The sequence below is a fragment of the Pseudomonas chlororaphis genome (assembly GCA_001023535.1).
Classification (GTDB): Bacteria; Pseudomonadota; Gammaproteobacteria; order Pseudomonadales; family Pseudomonadaceae; genus Aquipseudomonas; species Aquipseudomonas chlororaphis_E.
On the sequence record CP011020.1, the window covers coordinates 2,254,563 to 2,270,074 of the forward strand.

Here is a 15,512-nt window from a genome sequence, read left to right on the forward strand (position 1 = left end):
TTGGGGCTTGAATAAAAATTTCAGTGCACAGGTGTACATTCATTTCCCGTGTGCTGTGACTTTCACTACAACGCAATAGTCTATGAGTAGGCTGTCGATTCGAGGCATGACCGCTTCGATCGACCGGGAAGATTTGCCCCACCCTGCCGCAGGGGACTATTGAGGAGCTCGCATGACCAAACAAAACGCCTTTACCCGGGAAGATCTGCTGCGCTGCAGTCGCGGTGAGCTGTTCGGCCCAGGTAACGCGCAACTGCCCGCCCCGAACATGCTGATGGTGGATCGCATCACCCATATCAGCGAAGAGGGTGGCAAGTACGGCAAAGGTGAATTGGTCGCCGAGCTGGATATCACTCCGGACCTGTGGTTCTTCGCCTGCCATTTCGAAGGCGATCCGGTGATGCCGGGCTGCCTGGGCCTCGATGCCATGTGGCAACTGGTCGGTTTCTTCCTCGGCTGGCAGGGTCTGCCGGGCCGTGGTCGCGCCCTGGGTTCGGGCGAAGTGAAGTTCTTTGGTCAGGTCCTGCCGACCGCGAAGAAAATCACCTATAACATTCATATCAAACGCGTCCTCAAGGGCAAGCTGAACATGGCCATTGCCGATGGTTCGGTGGCCGTGGACGGGCGCGAGATCTACACCGCCGAAGGCCTCCGGGTTGGCGTTTTCACCTCCACTGACAACTTCTAAGGGTTATCCGCATGCGCCGCGTCGTTATCACTGGTCTGGGCATCGTTTCGTGCCTGGGCAATGACAAAGAGACCGTCACCGCTAACCTGCGTGCAAGTCGCCCTGGCATCCGGTTCAACCCGGAATACGCCGAAATGGGTCTGCGTAGCCAGGTTTCCGGCTCCATTGACCTCAATCTCGAAGAACTGATCGATCGCAAGATCTACCGTTTCGTCGGCCACGCGGCGGCCTACGCCTACCTGGCCATGAAGGACGCCATCGCTGACTCCGGACTGACCGACGAGCAGGTTTCCAACGTGCGTACCGGCCTGATCGCCGGCTCCGGCGGTGCATCGACCCTGAACCAGATGGAAGCGCTGGACATCCTGCGCGAAAAAGGCGTCAAGCGCGTGGGCCCGTACCGCGTCACCCGCACCATGGGCAGCACCGTTTCGGCGTGCCTGGCCACCCCGTTCAAGATCAAGGGCCTGAACTACTCGATCTCCTCGGCCTGCGCCACCAGTGCCCACTGCATCGGCACCGCCATGGAGCAGATCCAGATGGGCAAGCAGGACATCGTGTTCGCCGGCGGCGGTGAAGAAGAACATTGGAGCCAGTCGTTCCTGTTCGACGCCATGGGCGCCCTGTCCAGCCAGTACAACGACACGCCGGACAAAGCCTCCCGCGCCTACGACGCCAAGCGTGACGGTTTCGTCATCGCCGGCGGTGGCGGCATGGTGGTGGTCGAGGAGCTGGAACACGCCCTGGCCCGTGGCGCGAAGATCTACGCCGAAATCGTGGGCTACGGCGCCACGTCCGACGGCTACGACATGGTCGCGCCAAGCGGTGAAGGCGCCATCCGCTGCATGCAGATGGCCATGTCCACCGTAGACACGCCAATCGACTACCTGAACACCCACGGCACCTCGACCCCGGTCGGCGACGTCGCGGAAATGAAAGGTGTGCGCGAAGTGTTCGGCGACAAGGCCCCGGCCATCAGCTCCACCAAGAGCCTGTCGGGTCACTCCCTGGGCGCCGCTGGCGTTCACGAAGCGATCTACTGCCTGCTGATGATGGAAGGCAAATTCATGGCCGGCTCGGCCAACATCGACGAACTGGATCCGGAAGTGGCCGACATGCCAATCCTGACCAAGACGCGCGAAGACGCCACCATCGACACCGTGATGAGCAACAGCTTCGGCTTCGGCGGCACCAACGCCACCCTGGTCCTCAAGCGCTGGCAGGGCAAGTAAGCCCCACTGCTACGTCACACAGAAAAACGCCCCGACTGGTTCGGGGCGTTTTTTTATGCCGGCTGAACGCAGCGCAGTCCCGCTGTGGGAAGGGTGCATTCACAGCGATTCCCTGTGGGAGCGGGCTTGCTCGCGAAAGCGGTGCATCAGCTACAGACAGGCTGGCTGACACTCCGCCTTCGCGAGCAAGCCCGCTCCCACACTCCAATAGATGAATGGGTATCAGCGCACCACGAACCGCTGCTGCGTCAACAAGCGATCCCCTTGGAACACCATGAACCGCCACTCCCCCGGCACCACCTCATGGCTTTCGGTGAACTCATAGGCCATGACATCCTGTGGCGCACCAGGCACCAGCTTCTGCACGACTTCGAATTTGTCGTGACGCACGCCATCGGGGGTGCGGATCCCCGGAGTGAAGTACAGGAGCGTCAATGGCTGGTCATCCGCGACCTTGCCCGCCAACTGGTAACGCATGCCGAACTTGGTGCCCAGCTTGGCCGGTACGCTCTCGGTCTGGCGGATCTGCTCGTTGCTGCGACGCAGGACCCGCTCCCCCGATTGCAGTTCGGCCTTGGGCCCTTCGAACACGCCGTATTCCACCGGGCCTTCGACACGGACTTCGGCCTGCGCCAGGCCGCAGGTCAACAACAGCGCGACCAGTGCGCTTGAACGGGTGAGGTGCATAGTGCGCTCCTTGATTGAGATGAGCGCGAGGGTATGACGCCGTGGTGACAGGCTGATGACAAAAAGTCATTCTCCATTGCTACAACGCTTGCTCATTTGGGGACGGAGCGCGGCAACACCGCCAGGAAATTATCCCGCGCCACCTTCCTGGCCACGTCTTCCGGCAAGGCATCCAGGAACGGGTCGAAACTGCGCAGCTCCTTGCCCACCTTGTTGAAACGGCCCACCACGTCCGACCCCACCATGAACCGCTCTGGAAAACGCTCTACCAGCTCCACCCAGGCCTGACGGGGCTTGCCTGTCTCGTCCAGCAGATACGGCGTGAGCAGGCTCCAGGACAGGTCGATGTACAGGTTCGGGTAGGATTCCAGCAGCCGGGTCAGGGTCGGCAGGAGAAAATCCAACTGCTTCTGGTGTCGATGGATTTCCTTGCTGGTGCCGGCGTGGGCCCAGATGAAGCGCGTGTGCGGGTGATTGCGCAGCGGCTCTTCGATTTCGGCCAGGTAAAGCGGATTTTTCTCACGCTTGGAGGTGATGTTCGAATGCAGCATCACCGGCAGGTCGTTCTCGGCCGCCAGATGATAGATCCGTGTCATGGCCTCGTTGTTGGCGCGCGGCGTGTCGCCCGAGGTCAATGCCGTGAGGTCGTCATGGCGGGTGAACACTTCGCCGATGCCCTGCCACAGCCCCGGGTACAGGTCGAGCATGCGTTGGATGTGGGCGTCGGAATTCTTGTCGTTGGGGTTGAAGCCCGACAGGAACGGATGGAAATGCGGGCGTTGCTCGGCGGTCAGCTTGCTCACCGCCGCGGCCACGATCACATCGGTGGCGCTGTACCAGTAGGCGTCCGCATCGTCACCGGCGTAGTAGCGCGGGCGCTTGGGCTCGTCTTCGTGCCATTTCTTGGCCACCGGAATGCCGGAGATCATCACATGTTCGATGCGATTGTCGGCCATCGCCTGGAGCAGCTTGGGCATCCCGGCGGTTTCCTGGAAAAAATCGACATAGTGCAGGTGCGCATCGCTGTAGGCGTATTCGCGGGCCAAGACGGCGTTGCTGGACACCGCCAGCAACCCGGCAACCATCAGGCGGGACAAGGACACAGGCAGACTCCAAAGGCCATGAACAGCATAGACCCCTCTCGTCCCGCTCGGGTTCAGCCGCCTGTGCCGTGGAAGGCGATGGCGGGTTATGCTGCGAGCCTCCATTGCTCAACCTGGAAGCCCCATGACCGCCCCCCTGATCGTTCGCCCCCGCGCCGAAGATGTCGAAGGCCAGCCGATCCTGCGTCCGCTGCCGTCCGCCCAATGCCGCAGCGTCGGGCCCTTCGTGTTTTTCGACCACATGCTGCAGACCCGCTACCCGGCTGGTACAGGCATGAACATTCGCCAGCATCCCCACATCGGCCTGTCCACCCTCACCTACCTGTTCGAGGGCCAGTTACAGCACAAGGACAGCCTCGGCTCCGACCAGGTGGTGAACGCCGGGGATGTCAGCTGGATGACCGCCGGCAGCGCCATCGCCCATGTCGAACGCACTCCCGCCCCGTTGCTGGCCAGTGGTTTCAGCCTCCACGGCCTGCAAGTCTGGCTGGCTTCGCCCAAGGCCCACGAACAGGGCCCCGGGCACTACAGCCATCATCCGGCGCACAGCCTGCCGGTCAGCGACAACCTGGGTGTGCGCATCCGCATGATCGCCGGCTCGGGTTTCTGCCTGGAGTCGCCAGTGCCGGTGCTGTCACCGACGCTGTATGCCGAACTGAACCTGCAAACCGCGACGACCCTGCTGATCCCCACCGAACATGAGGAGCGGGCACTGTATGTGTTGAGCGGCGAGGCGCTGCTGGACGGCGAGCCGCTGGAGCCCCATGCGCTGGTGATCCTGCCGGCCGGGCAAACAATGACCCTGTTCGCCGACAGCGACTGCCATGCCGTGCTGTTCGGCGGCACGCCGCTGGACGGGCCGCGACGGATGAACTGGAATTTCGTCTCCAGCGACCCGGCCCGCATCGATGAAGCCCGCCGGCGCTGGGCGGCCGGGGACTGGCCGACAGTGCCAGGGGAAAACGAGCGGATCGAGTTGCCCTGAATCCCATGTTGGATGTCAGGCCCTCTTCGCGAGCAAGCCCGCTCCCACAATGATCGAGCTACCCATACCGTGTGGGTAAGCACAGATCCAATGTGGGAGCGGGCTTGCTCGCGAAGGGGCCAGCCTTGACACTAAAAACGTGCCAAGCCGGGCACAACATCAGCCCTTGAACACTTCGTCCAGCAGGTTATGCATCGACCTGAACGCGCGAGCGGCAACCTTGGCGTTGTACATCATCTTACCCGGGACGTTGGCGTGAGGGTCGGTGAACGAATGCACCGCGCCGCCGTAGCTCAGCAGTTGCCAATCCACACCGGCAGCGGTCATTTCGTCTTCGAAGGCCGGCAGTTGCTCTTTCGGCACCAACGGATCGGCCGCGCCGTGCATCACCAGGACCGCGCTCTTGATATTGTGCGCATCCGCCGGGTTAGGCGTATCCAATGAGCCATGGAACGAGACGGCGGCCTTGAGCGGTGCACCGCTGCGGGCCAGTTCCAGGGCGCAGCAGCCACCGAAGCAGAAGCCGAACGCAGCCAGCCTGGACGTGTCGACCTGCGCCTCGCCCTGGCTTTGCAGTTGCTCGAACGCCGCTTGCATGCGCTTGCGCAGCAGGGCGCGATCATTCTTGAGGGGCATCATCGCCGCCCCGGCCTCGTCGGCATTGCCCGGGCGCACCGTCTGCCCATACAGGTCGGCAATCAACACCACGTAGCCATTGGCCGCCACCGACCGGGCGATCTCTTCGGCCCCTGCCCCCACGCCCATCCAATTGGGCGCCATCAACAAACCCGGACGCGAACCCTGTTGGCTGACGTCGAAGGCCAGGCGACCTTCATAGGTTTGGCCTTCGATCTGATAGACCAGCGGACGAACCGTTACCTGACTCATGATCCACTCCTTTTTAAATGGAACACCAGAAATGAAAAAACCCGCCGAAGCGGGTTTTTCCTGCACTGCTTAAGCTGACAACTCAACCAGCAGCTTGTTCAGGCGGCGCACATAGGCCGCCGGGTCCTTCAGGCTGTCGCCCGCCGCCAGGGCAGCCTGGTCGAACAGGATGTGGGAAAGGTCGCCGAAGCGCTCTTCGCTCTGTTCGTTGTCGAGCTTCTCCACCAGCGGGTGGGCCGGGTTGAATTCGAAGATCGGCTTGGAGTCCGGGACTTTCTGGCCGCTGGCTTCGAGGATCTGGCGCATCTGCAGGCCGAGGTCCTGCTCGCCGATGGCCAGGATCGCCGGGGAGTCGGTCAGGCGGTGCGAGACTCGCACTTCGCTGACGGCATCGCCCAGGGCGGTCTTGATCCGCTCGACTAGGCCCTCCTTGCTCTTGGCGACTTCCTCGGCGGCTTTCTTGTCTTCTTCCGAATCCAGGTTGCCGAGGTCCAGGTCACCCCGGGCCACGTCCACGAAGCTCTTGCCGTCGAACTCGCTGAGGTAGCTCATCAGCCATTCGTCGATGCGGTCGGTCAGCAGCAGCACTTCGATGCCTTTCTTGCGGAAAACTTCCAGGTGCGGGCTGTTCTTGACCTGTGCATAAGTCTCGCCGGTCAGGTAGTAGATCTTGTCCTGGCCTTCCTTGGCGCGAGCCAGGTAATCGGCCAGGCCCACGATCTGCTCGCCGTCGTCACCCTGGGTCGACGCAAAGCGCAGCAGGCCGGCGATTTTTTCCTTGTTGGCGAAGTCCTCGGCCGGGCCTTCCTTCATCACCTGGCCGAAGTTCTTCCAGAAGCTCTTGTACTGCTCGGGCTCGTTCTTCGCCAGCTTCTCCAGCATGTCCAGGACACGCTTGGTCAGCGCCGACTTCATCGAGTCGATGATCGGATCTTTCTGCAGGATTTCCCGCGAGACGTTCAGCGACAGGTCGTTGGAATCCACCACGCCCTTGATGAAGCGCAGGTACAGCGGCAGGAACGATTCGGCCTGGTCCATCACGAACACACGCTGCACGTACAGCTTCAGGCCGCGCGGTGCTTCGCGCTGATACAGGTCGAACGGCGCGCGGGCCGGCACGTACAGCAGCGAGTTGTATTCCAACTTGCCTTCGACCTTGTTATGGCTCCAGCTCAGCGGGTTTTCGTAGTCATGGGCAATGTGCTTGTAGAACTCCTGGTATTCCTCATCCTTCACCTCGGTGCGTGGACGGGTCCACAGGGCACTGGCGCGGTTGACGGTTTCCCACTCCACTTCAGGCTTCTCTTCGCCCTCGGCGGCGGTGACTTCCTTCGGCAGCTCGATGGGCAGCGCGATATGGTCGGAGTACTTCTTGATGATGTTGCGCAGGCGCCAGCCATCGGCGAATTCGTCTTCGCCGGACTTGAGGTGCAGCACGATGCGGGTGCCGCGATCAGCCTTGTCGACGGTGGCGACTTCGAACTCGCCCTCGCCCTTGGACGACCAGTGCACGCCTTCGCTCGCGGCGAGGCCGGCACGGCGGCTGAACACTTCCACGCGATCGGCAACGATGAACGCCGAGTAGAAACCGACGCCGAACTGGCCGATCAGGTGGGAATCCTTCTTCTGGTCGCCCGACAGGTTCTTCATGAAGTCGGCGGTGCCGGACTTGGCGATGGTGCCCAGGTGCGTGATCACCTCTTCGCGGCTCATGCCGATGCCGTTGTCTTCGAGGGTGACGGTCTTGGCGTCCTTGTCGAAGCTCACACGGATTTTCAGTTCGGCGCCACCTTCAAGCAGCTCAGGCTTGGACAGGGCTTCGAAACGTAACTTGTCGACGGCGTCAGAGGCGTTCGAGATCAGCTCGCGAAGGAAAATTTCCTTATTCGAATACAGCGAGTGAATCATCAGGTGCAGCAGTTGCTTCACCTCGGTCTGGAAGCCCAGGGTTTCCTTTTGAGTTTCCACGCTCATGGTCATCAAACTCCAAGTGGATGGTGGTGTCCGCCTCGCTGAGATTGGCGGCGGGATGTCCACAAGGTGGGGGCAACCCGGATGATTTCAAGGGCGATCGGCTTTCCCGGGCTCCTGGATCTTGAAATGCGCCCGAGCGGTGGCGATCGGTTCGGCCTCGACGTCCTGCCAGGCCGTGATCGCGACGTTGGCAACCCGGCGCCCCTGGCGCCAGACCTGGCACCGGGCGTACGTGTCGCGAAACTGGCCGGCGCGCAGGTAATCCAGGGAAAAATCGATGATCTTCGGCACGCTCGGCACGCCGGTGGCGATCAGCAGATGAACGGCCGCCGCCAGCTCCATGAAGCCGGCGATGACCCCACCATGGATCGCCGGGAGTAAAGGGTTACCAATGTTGTCCTGGTTGGCTGGCAGGCGAAACAGCAACCCGTCGCCCTCGCGCGAGCATTCGACGCCAATCAGCTGTGCGTAAGGGATCGAGGCCAGCAGCAGCGCGTAGTCGCCCTGCTCGCAGGCCTGGCGCAGGTGTTCGCGGGTGATCTCGCTCATGGCGTGCCCACCGCGACGGACGGGCTGCGCGGGGGGATGCCCCTGGCATGCTGGCCCAGGCGCATGAACGTGCCCACCACATGGGCGATGGGTTGCTCGGGATCGTCCTGGTAGGCGATTCCACGGGTGAAGATCACATCCGGCGTCACCCGATAGCATTGGGCAAAACCGTAGACGTCCTTGTGGGGTTCGGCGGCGTGCATATAGTCGATGCGCAGGTCCAGGGTCGGGCAGACCTCGAATTGCGGGAGCACGCACAGGGTCGACATGCCGCACGCGGTGTCCATCAGAGACGTCAATGCGCCACCGTGGATGATGCCGGTCAGGGGATTTCCGACGATTCGGGGGCTGAACGGCAGGATCACCGTCAAACCTTCAGGGCTGGCACTGTGCAGTTTCAAACCCAATACCTGGCAATGCCGCAGCGCCGACAAAAAACGTGTCGCACGCTCAAAAACGGGGTCTTCGGCCATGTGATTAATGCTCGGATAAGTGACGAAAGCTGATATCAGCCGTGACCGATAAAGTTCCATTGCACGGCAACGTTATATATCTGTGACAACGCTGGAACTTAATCTCCGGGGCTGTGCTCAAAAGGCCAGTAGTTATTTCCATAAGGAGAAACACCCCATGCGTAAGACTTTAGCTATTGCCTTGATGTTGGCCGCCTCCCTGGGTCTCGCTGCCTGCGATAAAAAATCCGAGGACAAAGCTCAAGATGCCAACCAACACGCTGAGCAAGCTCAGCAAGACATGAACAAAGCACAGGATAAAGTGAACGACGCCGCGAAAGAAAACGCCGAAGCTGCCAAAGATCAGGCCGAAGCGAACAAAGCCGCCGCGCAGGAACAAGCCCCCGCTACAGCGCCTAAAACCAACTGATCCGGTTTTAGCGGCAAAAGAAAACCCGCCTGGTGCGGGTTTTTCTTTGCCTGCCGTTCAGCGAACGAAACCGTTATGCCACGTCCTTGAGGACTTCCGGGGCCGGGACTTCAGTCGGCGTATAGACCATGACATCCAGTACATCGGAGTGAAACTCACGCTGATACAGCACAAACACCACGCCCGCACTCATCAACATGAATAACCAGGGGCTGACGAACCAGGCCAACATGGTCATGCCGAAATAATAAGAGCGCAGGCCGAAGTTGAACTGGTTGGCGGCCATCGAAATAACCCGCGCAGCCCGAAGGGCGAAGGCCTTGCGCTCCTGCTCCGACACATGGCGCTCGCCGATCATCGGCGCCGACCCTACCAAAACCGCCGCGAAGTTGTATTGGCGCATGCACCAGCTGAACGTGAAGAACGCATACACGAACACCAGCGCCAGGCACAGCAACTTGACTTCCGCCATGCCCTGGGACGCCTGCTGCACCATCGGCAGGTCCGCCAGCAACGACACCGCTCGGTCAGACGCCCCCAGGACAGTCAGGATGCCGGCGAGGATGATCAACGTGCTGGAGGCGAAGAAGGACGCGTTGCGCTCCAGGTTGCCGATCACGCTGGCATCGGCGATGCGGTTCTCGCGCAGCAGCATGCGGCGCATCCAGTCCTCGCGGTACAAGTGCATCACACTGGCCAGGCACGCGGTGTCGCGGGCCTTCCAGGTGGCATAGCGGGTATAGCCGGCCCAGCAGATGATGAACCAGGCGGCGGCAAGCAGATGGATCAGGTTGGCTTGGATGAATGACATTCGATTTCCTGTGTGTCCAAAAACATGACGTCTAAAGCCAGACGTATCTTGAAATGCCGACCACAAGGTTGTGTGCAAGCCTTTCGAGACACTGCTTCGACGTTAGCCCACGAAAAAAGACACCGCACACAAAAAAAATGCCCCGTATCGATTGATACGGGGCATTTCGTCATTGGCGCAAGAGCCGGGTCAGGCCAGCGCTTCGCTGCGCTTGCCCAGCAGCCGGTCGCAGACCACGGCCACCGCCAGGGTCATCACCGACGGCACCAGCCAGGCCAGGCCCTGCTCGCTCAGCGGCAGGTGGGCCAGTTGGGCCGGCATCCAGTCCGCCAGCCCGGCGCCCTTGAGGGCGTCGATCAGGCCAAACAGGAACGACACCAGCATCACCGGGCCAACGATGCGCCCTTGCTCGTGCCAGAAGTCCTTGCAGAAGCTCAGCGCCACCAGGGCGATGCACGGCGGGTAGATCGCCGTGAGCACCGGGATCGAGAATGCGATCAGCTTGGTCAGGCCCAAGTTGGACACCAGCAGCGAAAACGCCGCCAGGATCACCACCAGGGTCTTGTAGGACAGTGGCAGGACGCGGCTGAAATACTCGGCACAAGCGCAGGTCAGGCCAACCGCCGTCACCAGGCATGCCAGGGAGATCAGCACCGCGAGGAAACCGCTGCCCAGGCTGCCGAACGTATGTTGCACGTAGGCATGCAGCACCGCCGCACCGTTGGTCGCCCCCGCCGCCACCTCATGGCTGCCGGAACCCAGGCGGAACAGGCTGACGTAGACCAGCGCCAGGCCCACCCCGGCGATCAACCCGGCAATGATGGCATAGCGGGTGATCAGGGCCGGGGACTCGACGCCCCGGGAACGGATCGCGTTGACGATGACGATGCCGAACACCAGCGCACCCAGGGTATCCATGGTCAGGTAGCCATTGATGAAACCTTGGGAAAACGGCGCCGCGACGTACTCGGGAGTCGCCACGCCGATGTCGCCCGCCGGCAAGGCGAACGCGGCGATGCCCAGCACGGCCAGGGCAATGATCTTCAGCGGCGCGAGAAAGCGCCCGACGGTGTCCAGCAGGCGGCCCGGGTAAAGTGAGATGAAGAACACCAGCAGGAAATACACGGCGCTGTAGAGGAACAACGCCAATGGACTTTCGCCGGTCAGCGGCGCCAGGCCGACTTCGAACGAAACGGTGGCGGTACGCGGCGTGGCGAACAGCGGGCCGACGGCCAGGTAGCACACCGCTGCCAGCAAGCCTCCGGCGATCTTGCCGATGGGGCTGCTCAAGGCATCCATCGCGCCACCGACCTTGGCCAGGGCAACAACGGTGATGACCGGCAAGCCGACTGCCGTGATCAGAAAGCCCAGCGCCGCCATCCAGACATGAGGCCCGGACTGCAAACCGACGATAGGTGGGAAGATGATGTTGCCAGCCCCGACGAACAGGGCAAATGTCATGAAACCAAGCGCCAGGATATCCTGGCCTTTCAACACTTTCATTTAAGGAAACCACACTACTGAATCGGAATTTAGAGAGGGATTTCCCTTAGGGGTAGAGGGAAATGCTGCCGATCCGCATCAGACCGACCCGTTTAGCACGTCGCCGCCTTGTGGGCCGCGAGCGCAAAAATGGCTGCTAGCCTAACGAATTTGCCTGACAAACGCACTGTTACGGGGCGAAGTATCCGATACACGACATTTTAGTGTCGCGTTTACGTATCTATTTATCCCACACCGCCTCTCTGGAAAGCAGATGGCCTGTGGCGAGGGGATTTATCCCCGCTGGGCTGCGAAGCAGCCCCAACCAGGCAACCGCGTCCCTCCAGACAAATTGCGGTCAATTATTTTGGGGTTGCTTCTCAGCCCAACGGGGATAAATCCCCTCGACACAATAAGCCCTACAGCCACAAATACGACGGCCGAAAACGACAAAGGCCACCCGAAGGTGGCCTTTGTTGCTGGAACGAATCAGTCAGCCGAAGCTTACTTCTTCATTTCCCAGCCAGTCAGCTCGGCCAGGGCCTTGCCGATGTCTGCCAGCGAACGCACGGTTTTCACGCCTGCGTCTTGCAGTGCAGCGAATTTCTCGTCTGCAGTGCCTTTGCCGCCAGAGATGATTGCGCCAGCATGGCCCATGCGCTTGCCCGGAGGAGCAGTCACACCAGCAATGTAGGAAACAACCGGCTTGGTCACGTTTGCCTTGATGTAGGCAGCCGCTTCTTCTTCGGCCGAACCGCCGATCTCACCAATCATGACGATCGCTTCGGTCTTCGGGTCTTCCTGGAACAGCTTCAGGATGTCGATGAAGTTCGAGCCTGGGATCGGGTCACCGCCGATGCCGACGCAAGTCGACTGACCGAAACCGGCGTCAGTGGTCTGCTTGACCGCTTCGTAGGTCAGGGTGCCGGAACGGGAAACGATACCGACCTTGCCTGGCAAGTGAATGTGACCTGGCATGATGCCGATCTTGCATTCGCCTGGAGTGATCACGCCTGGGCAGTTAGGGCCGATCAGGGTGATACCCAGCTCGTCGCACTTGACCTTGGCTTCCAGCATGTCGATGGTCGGGATGCCTTCGGTGATGCAAACGATCAGCTTGATGCCGCCGAACGCTGCTTCAAGGATGGAGTCCTTGCAGAAAGGAGCTGGAACGTAGATCACGCTGGCGGTGGCGCCAGTCGCGGCTACAGCGTCTTTCACGGTGTTGAACACTGGCAGGCCCAGGTGCTCGGTGCCGCCTTTGCCTGGCGTTACGCCGCCAACCATCTTGGTGCCGTATTCGATGGCTTGCTGGGTGTGGAAACTACCTTGCGAACCGGTAATACCCTGGCAGATAACCTTGGTGTCTTTATTGATCAGGACGCTCATTATTTGCCCTCCGCAGCTTTGACAACTTGTTGAGCAGCGTCGGTCAGGCTGGTAGCAGCGATGATGTTCAAACCGCTTTCTGCCAGTACTTTAGCGCCCAGCTCAGCGTTGTTGCCTTCGAGGCGAACAACAACCGGGATTTTCACGCCCACTTCCTTCACGGCGCCGATGATGCCTTCGGCAATCATGTCGCAACGAACGATGCCGCCGAAGATGTTGACCAGTACTGCAGCGACGTTGGTGTCGGACAGGATGATCTTGAACGCTTCGGTTACGCGTTCCTTGGTAGCACCACCGCCTACGTCGAGGAAGTTGGCTGGCTTGCCGCCATGCAGGTTGACGATGTCCATGGTACCCATGGCCAGGCCGGCACCGTTGACCATGCAGCCGATGTTACCTTCCAGGGCCACGTAGTTCAGTTCGAACTTGGCAGCGTGCGCTTCGCGCGGATCGTCCTGGGACGGATCGTGGAAAGTCTTCAGCTTAGGCTGACGGTACATGGCGTTGGCGTCGATGTTGATCTTGGCATCGAGGCAATGCAGGTCGCCGTCAGCCTTGATCACCAGCGGGTTCACTTCCAGCAGCGCCAGGTCGTGGTCCTGGAACAGCTTGGCCAGGCCAACGAAGATCTTGGCGAACTGAGTGACTTGCTTGCCTTCCAGGCCCAGCTGGAAAGCCAGCTCGCGACCCTGGAATGGCTGTGCGCCAACCAGTGGATCGATGGTGGCCTTGAGGATTTTCTCAGGGGTGTCGTGCGCGATCTTCTCGATGTCCACGCCACCTTCGGTGGAGGCCATGAACACGATGCGACGGCTCGAACGGTCAACGACAGCGCCCAGGTACAGCTCTTTAGCGATATCAGTGCACGACTCGACCAGGATCTTGGTGACTGGCTGACCGTTGGCGTCAGTCTGGTAAGTCACCAGACGCTTGCCCAGCCACTGCTGTGCGAAGGCTTTGGCGTCTTCTTTGCTGCGAACCAGCTTGACGCCGCCCGCTTTACCGCGACCACCGGCGTGAACCTGGGCTTTGACAACCCATTCGCTGCCGCCGATTTTGTCGCAAGCTTCTGCTGCCGCTTCCGGGGTGTCTACCGCGTAGCCTGTGGATACTGGCAGGCCGTACTCAGCGAACAGCTGCTTACCCTGATACTCGTGAAGATTCATGCTTATTACCGTCTTCGTTAGGTACTGCGCATTCGGTGCTGCACCATTGAGTGCCGCACCACCTGTGACTGCTGCTTGCGTAGCGTTCCGGTCGCCCGGTTCGGCTACGCAAGACTGCGTCCAGCGGACATTCCGCGGTGAGTCTTGCTCGCAAGGCTCACGACGGGCCGAACCGCCGTGGTTTCTTATTGTTTATTAACGCTTCTTGCGGTTGGCCACGTGGATGGCGCCGCCATTCACGGCCAGGGCCGCTTCGTGCAAGGCTTCGGACAGGGTCGGATGGGAGAAGACCATCATGCCCAGGTCTTCAGCGCTGGTGCCGAATTCCATACCGATCGCGCCTTGCTGTACCAGCTCGGCAGCGCTTGGGCCAATGACGTGAACGCCCAATACGCGGTCCGTCTTGGCATCGGCGATGACTTTCACGAAACCGCCGGTGTCGTTGGCAGCCATGGCACGGCCACTGGCGGCGAACGGGAAGGTGCCGACGTTAACTTCAACGCCTTCGGCTTTCAAGGCCTGCTCGGTTTTACCGACCCATGCGATTTCCGGGTGGGTGTAGATAACCGACGGGATCAGGTCGTAGTTCATCTGGGCCTTGTGGCCCTTGATGCGCTCGACAACCATGATGCCTTCCTCGGACGCCTTGTGCGCCAGCATCATGCCGCGAACCACGTCACCGATGGCGTAGACGCCCGGTACGGTAGTGGCGCAGAAATCGTCAACCTGGATGAAACCACGCTCATCGATTTCAACGCCGCTATCGGCAGCCAGCAGATCGGTGGTCACCGGACGACGGCCGACCGCAACGATCAGTTTGTCGAAAGTGATGGTCTGTTCGCCATCGGCGTCGGTGTAGTTGACCACGACTTCTTCGCCGTTGACTTTCGAACCGGTCACGCGAGCGCCCAGCTTGATGTCCAGGCCTTGCTTGGTCAGGGTCTTCAGCGCTTCCTTGGAGACTGCGGTGTCGGCAGCCATCAGGAAGGTGTCGAGGGCTTCCAGCACGGTCACTTGCGCGCCCAGGCGCGACCATACCGAACCCAGCTCGAGGCCGATCACGCCGGCACCGATGACGCCCAGGCGCTTAGGCACGGACTGGAATTCCAGGGCGCCGGTGGAATCGACGATCACGTTCTGATCGACCGGGGCTGGCGGGATGTCGATCGGGCGCGAGCCCGGTGCCAGGATGACGTTCTCGGCTTCGATGACTTCAACCGAACCGTCTGGCTTGGTCACTTCGACCTTCTTGCCCAGCAGCAGCTTGCCGTGGCCCTGGATCGAGGTTACGCCGTTGGCCTTGAACAGGGTGGCAACACCGCTGGTCAGGTTCTTGACGATGCCAGCCTTGCGGCCAACCATCGCGGCGACGTCCATCTTCACTTCGCCGGTGGAGATGCCGTGGACGTTGAAGCTTTCTTTCGCTTCCTTGTATTTCCAGGAACTGTCCAGCAGCGCCTTGGAAGGAATGCAGCCGACGTTCAGGCAAGTACCGCCGAGGGCCTGTTTGCCCTCCGCGTCGGTGTATTTCTCGATGCAGGCAGTGCTAAGGCCAAGTTGTGCAGCCTTGATGGCCGCTACATAGCCGCCAGGGCCCGCACCAATCACTACCACGTCGAATTTCTGAGTCATGAGTCATTCCTTTTCGAATCAAACCGGACGGCCGCTTGTGGCGA

The 15,512-nt window shown here is 60.8% G+C and carries 15 protein-coding genes; 4 read left to right on the top strand and 11 right to left on the bottom strand.

All coding sequences use genetic code 11. From position 1 onward, the window contains the following. Positions 1-172 precede the first annotated feature (172 nt). Together VM99_09915 and VM99_09920 are read left to right on the top strand one after the other, a co-directional pair. Entirely contained in the window at positions 173-688 is a 516-nt protein-coding gene (locus VM99_09915) for a 3-hydroxydecanoyl-ACP dehydratase (GenBank protein AKJ98360.1), read from the top strand. 11 nt (positions 689-699) lie between these two features. Continuing rightward, positions 700-1,920: a 3-oxoacyl-ACP synthase gene (locus VM99_09920; protein ID AKJ98361.1), complete on the top strand. Its 1,221-nt coding sequence runs from the start codon at positions 700-702 to the stop codon at positions 1,918-1,920. Between the two features lie 222 nt (positions 1,921-2,142). On the opposite strand, the gene VM99_09925 is transcribed toward VM99_09920, so the two are convergent. Further along, positions 2,143-2,607 carry a helicase gene (locus tag VM99_09925; GenBank protein AKJ98362.1) on the bottom strand — a complete coding sequence of 155 codons (465 nt, stop codon included), beginning with the start codon at positions 2,605-2,607 and terminating at the stop codon, positions 2,143-2,145. 92 nt (positions 2,608-2,699) lie between these two features. Further along, positions 2,700-3,710, bottom strand: coding sequence for a 5-oxo-L-prolinase (locus tag VM99_09930; protein ID AKJ98363.1), 1,011 nt, complete (start codon positions 3,708-3,710; stop codon positions 2,700-2,702). Between the two features lie 124 nt (positions 3,711-3,834). Here VM99_09930 and VM99_09935 point away from each other — a divergent pair, with 124 nt between their 5' ends. Continuing rightward, positions 3,835-4,695 (top strand): pirin, encoded by an 861-nt coding sequence (locus tag VM99_09935; GenBank protein AKJ98364.1) that lies wholly within the window; start codon positions 3,835-3,837, stop codon positions 4,693-4,695. Between the two features lie 159 nt (positions 4,696-4,854). On the opposite strand, the gene VM99_09940 is transcribed toward VM99_09935, so the two are convergent. The 4 genes from VM99_09940 to VM99_09955 form a co-directional block, all read right to left on the bottom strand. Next, positions 4,855-5,583 (bottom strand): DeoR faimly transcriptional regulator, encoded by a 729-nt coding sequence (locus tag VM99_09940; protein ID AKJ98365.1) that lies wholly within the window; start codon positions 5,581-5,583, stop codon positions 4,855-4,857. Between the two features lie 69 nt (positions 5,584-5,652). Further along, positions 5,653-7,557 (bottom strand): heat shock protein 90, encoded by a 1,905-nt coding sequence (locus tag VM99_09945; protein ID AKK01725.1) that lies wholly within the window; start codon positions 7,555-7,557, stop codon positions 5,653-5,655. A gap of 87 nt (positions 7,558-7,644) precedes the next feature. Further along, positions 7,645-8,106, bottom strand: coding sequence for a thioesterase (locus tag VM99_09950; GenBank protein ID AKJ98366.1), 462 nt, complete (start codon positions 8,104-8,106; stop codon positions 7,645-7,647). After that, on the bottom strand, positions 8,103-8,579 hold the full coding sequence (locus VM99_09955; GenBank protein ID AKJ98367.1) for a thioesterase: 477 nt from the start codon (positions 8,577-8,579) through the stop codon (positions 8,103-8,105). The genes VM99_09950 and VM99_09955 overlap by 4 nt, the downstream gene beginning before the upstream one ends. A gap of 157 nt (positions 8,580-8,736) precedes the next feature. Here VM99_09955 and VM99_09960 point away from each other — a divergent pair, with 157 nt between their 5' ends. Next, positions 8,737-8,988, top strand: a complete 252-nt coding sequence (locus VM99_09960) for a lipoprotein (GenBank protein AKJ98368.1) — start codon at positions 8,737-8,739, stop codon at positions 8,986-8,988. A gap of 73 nt (positions 8,989-9,061) precedes the next feature. On the opposite strand, the gene VM99_09965 is transcribed toward VM99_09960, so the two are convergent. From VM99_09965 to VM99_09985, 5 genes are all read right to left on the bottom strand, one after another. After that, entirely contained in the window at positions 9,062-9,799 is a 738-nt protein-coding gene (locus tag VM99_09965; protein ID AKJ98369.1) for a membrane protein, read from the bottom strand. Positions 9,800-9,988: 189 nt separating this feature from the next. Then, entirely contained in the window at positions 9,989-11,302 is a 1,314-nt protein-coding gene (locus tag VM99_09970; protein AKJ98370.1) for a branched-chain amino acid ABC transporter substrate-binding protein, read from the bottom strand. Between the two features lie 483 nt (positions 11,303-11,785). Continuing rightward, positions 11,786-12,670 (bottom strand): succinyl-CoA synthetase subunit alpha, encoded by an 885-nt coding sequence (locus VM99_09975; GenBank protein ID AKJ98371.1) that lies wholly within the window; start codon positions 12,668-12,670, stop codon positions 11,786-11,788. Continuing rightward, complete coding sequence (gene sucC / locus VM99_09980) at positions 12,670-13,836, bottom strand: succinyl-CoA synthetase subunit beta (protein AKJ98372.1); 1,167 nt, start codon at positions 13,834-13,836, stop codon at positions 12,670-12,672. The genes VM99_09975 and sucC overlap by 1 nt, the downstream gene beginning before the upstream one ends. 195 nt (positions 13,837-14,031) lie before the next feature. Beyond that, the gene (locus VM99_09985; protein ID AKJ98373.1) at positions 14,032-15,468 is read right to left on the bottom strand and encodes a dihydrolipoamide dehydrogenase; all 1,437 of its coding nucleotides are present in this window, start codon (positions 15,466-15,468) and stop codon (positions 14,032-14,034) included. Between the last annotated feature and the right edge of the window lie 44 nt (positions 15,469-15,512).

Coding starts and splice junctions, on each gene's coding strand:
- VM99_09915 (AKJ98360.1), top strand. CDS start 173: ATGACCAAACAAAACGCCTTTACCCGGGAAGATCTGCTGCGCTGCAGT.
- VM99_09920 (AKJ98361.1), top strand. CDS start 700: ATGCGCCGCGTCGTTATCACTGGTCTGGGCATCGTTTCGTGCCTGGGC.
- VM99_09925 (AKJ98362.1), bottom strand. CDS start 2,607: ATGCACCTCACCCGTTCAAGCGCACTGGTCGCGCTGTTGTTGACCTGC.
- VM99_09935 (AKJ98364.1), top strand. CDS start 3,835: ATGACCGCCCCCCTGATCGTTCGCCCCCGCGCCGAAGATGTCGAAGGC.
- VM99_09940 (AKJ98365.1), bottom strand. CDS start 5,583: ATGAGTCAGGTAACGGTTCGTCCGCTGGTCTATCAGATCGAAGGCCAA.
- VM99_09945 (AKK01725.1), bottom strand. CDS start 7,557: ATGAGCGTGGAAACTCAAAAGGAAACCCTGGGCTTCCAGACCGAGGTG.
- VM99_09950 (AKJ98366.1), bottom strand. CDS start 8,106: ATGAGCGAGATCACCCGCGAACACCTGCGCCAGGCCTGCGAGCAGGGC.
- VM99_09955 (AKJ98367.1), bottom strand. CDS start 8,579: ATGGCCGAAGACCCCGTTTTTGAGCGTGCGACACGTTTTTTGTCGGCG.
- VM99_09960 (AKJ98368.1), top strand. CDS start 8,737: ATGCGTAAGACTTTAGCTATTGCCTTGATGTTGGCCGCCTCCCTGGGT.
- VM99_09965 (AKJ98369.1), bottom strand. CDS start 9,799: ATGTCATTCATCCAAGCCAACCTGATCCATCTGCTTGCCGCCGCCTGG.
- VM99_09970 (AKJ98370.1), bottom strand. CDS start 11,302: ATGAAAGTGTTGAAAGGCCAGGATATCCTGGCGCTTGGTTTCATGACA.
- VM99_09975 (AKJ98371.1), bottom strand. CDS start 12,670: ATGAGCGTCCTGATCAATAAAGACACCAAGGTTATCTGCCAGGGTATT.
- sucC (AKJ98372.1), bottom strand. CDS start 13,836: ATGAATCTTCACGAGTATCAGGGTAAGCAGCTGTTCGCTGAGTACGGC.
- VM99_09985 (AKJ98373.1), bottom strand. CDS start 15,468: ATGACTCAGAAATTCGACGTGGTAGTGATTGGTGCGGGCCCTGGCGGC.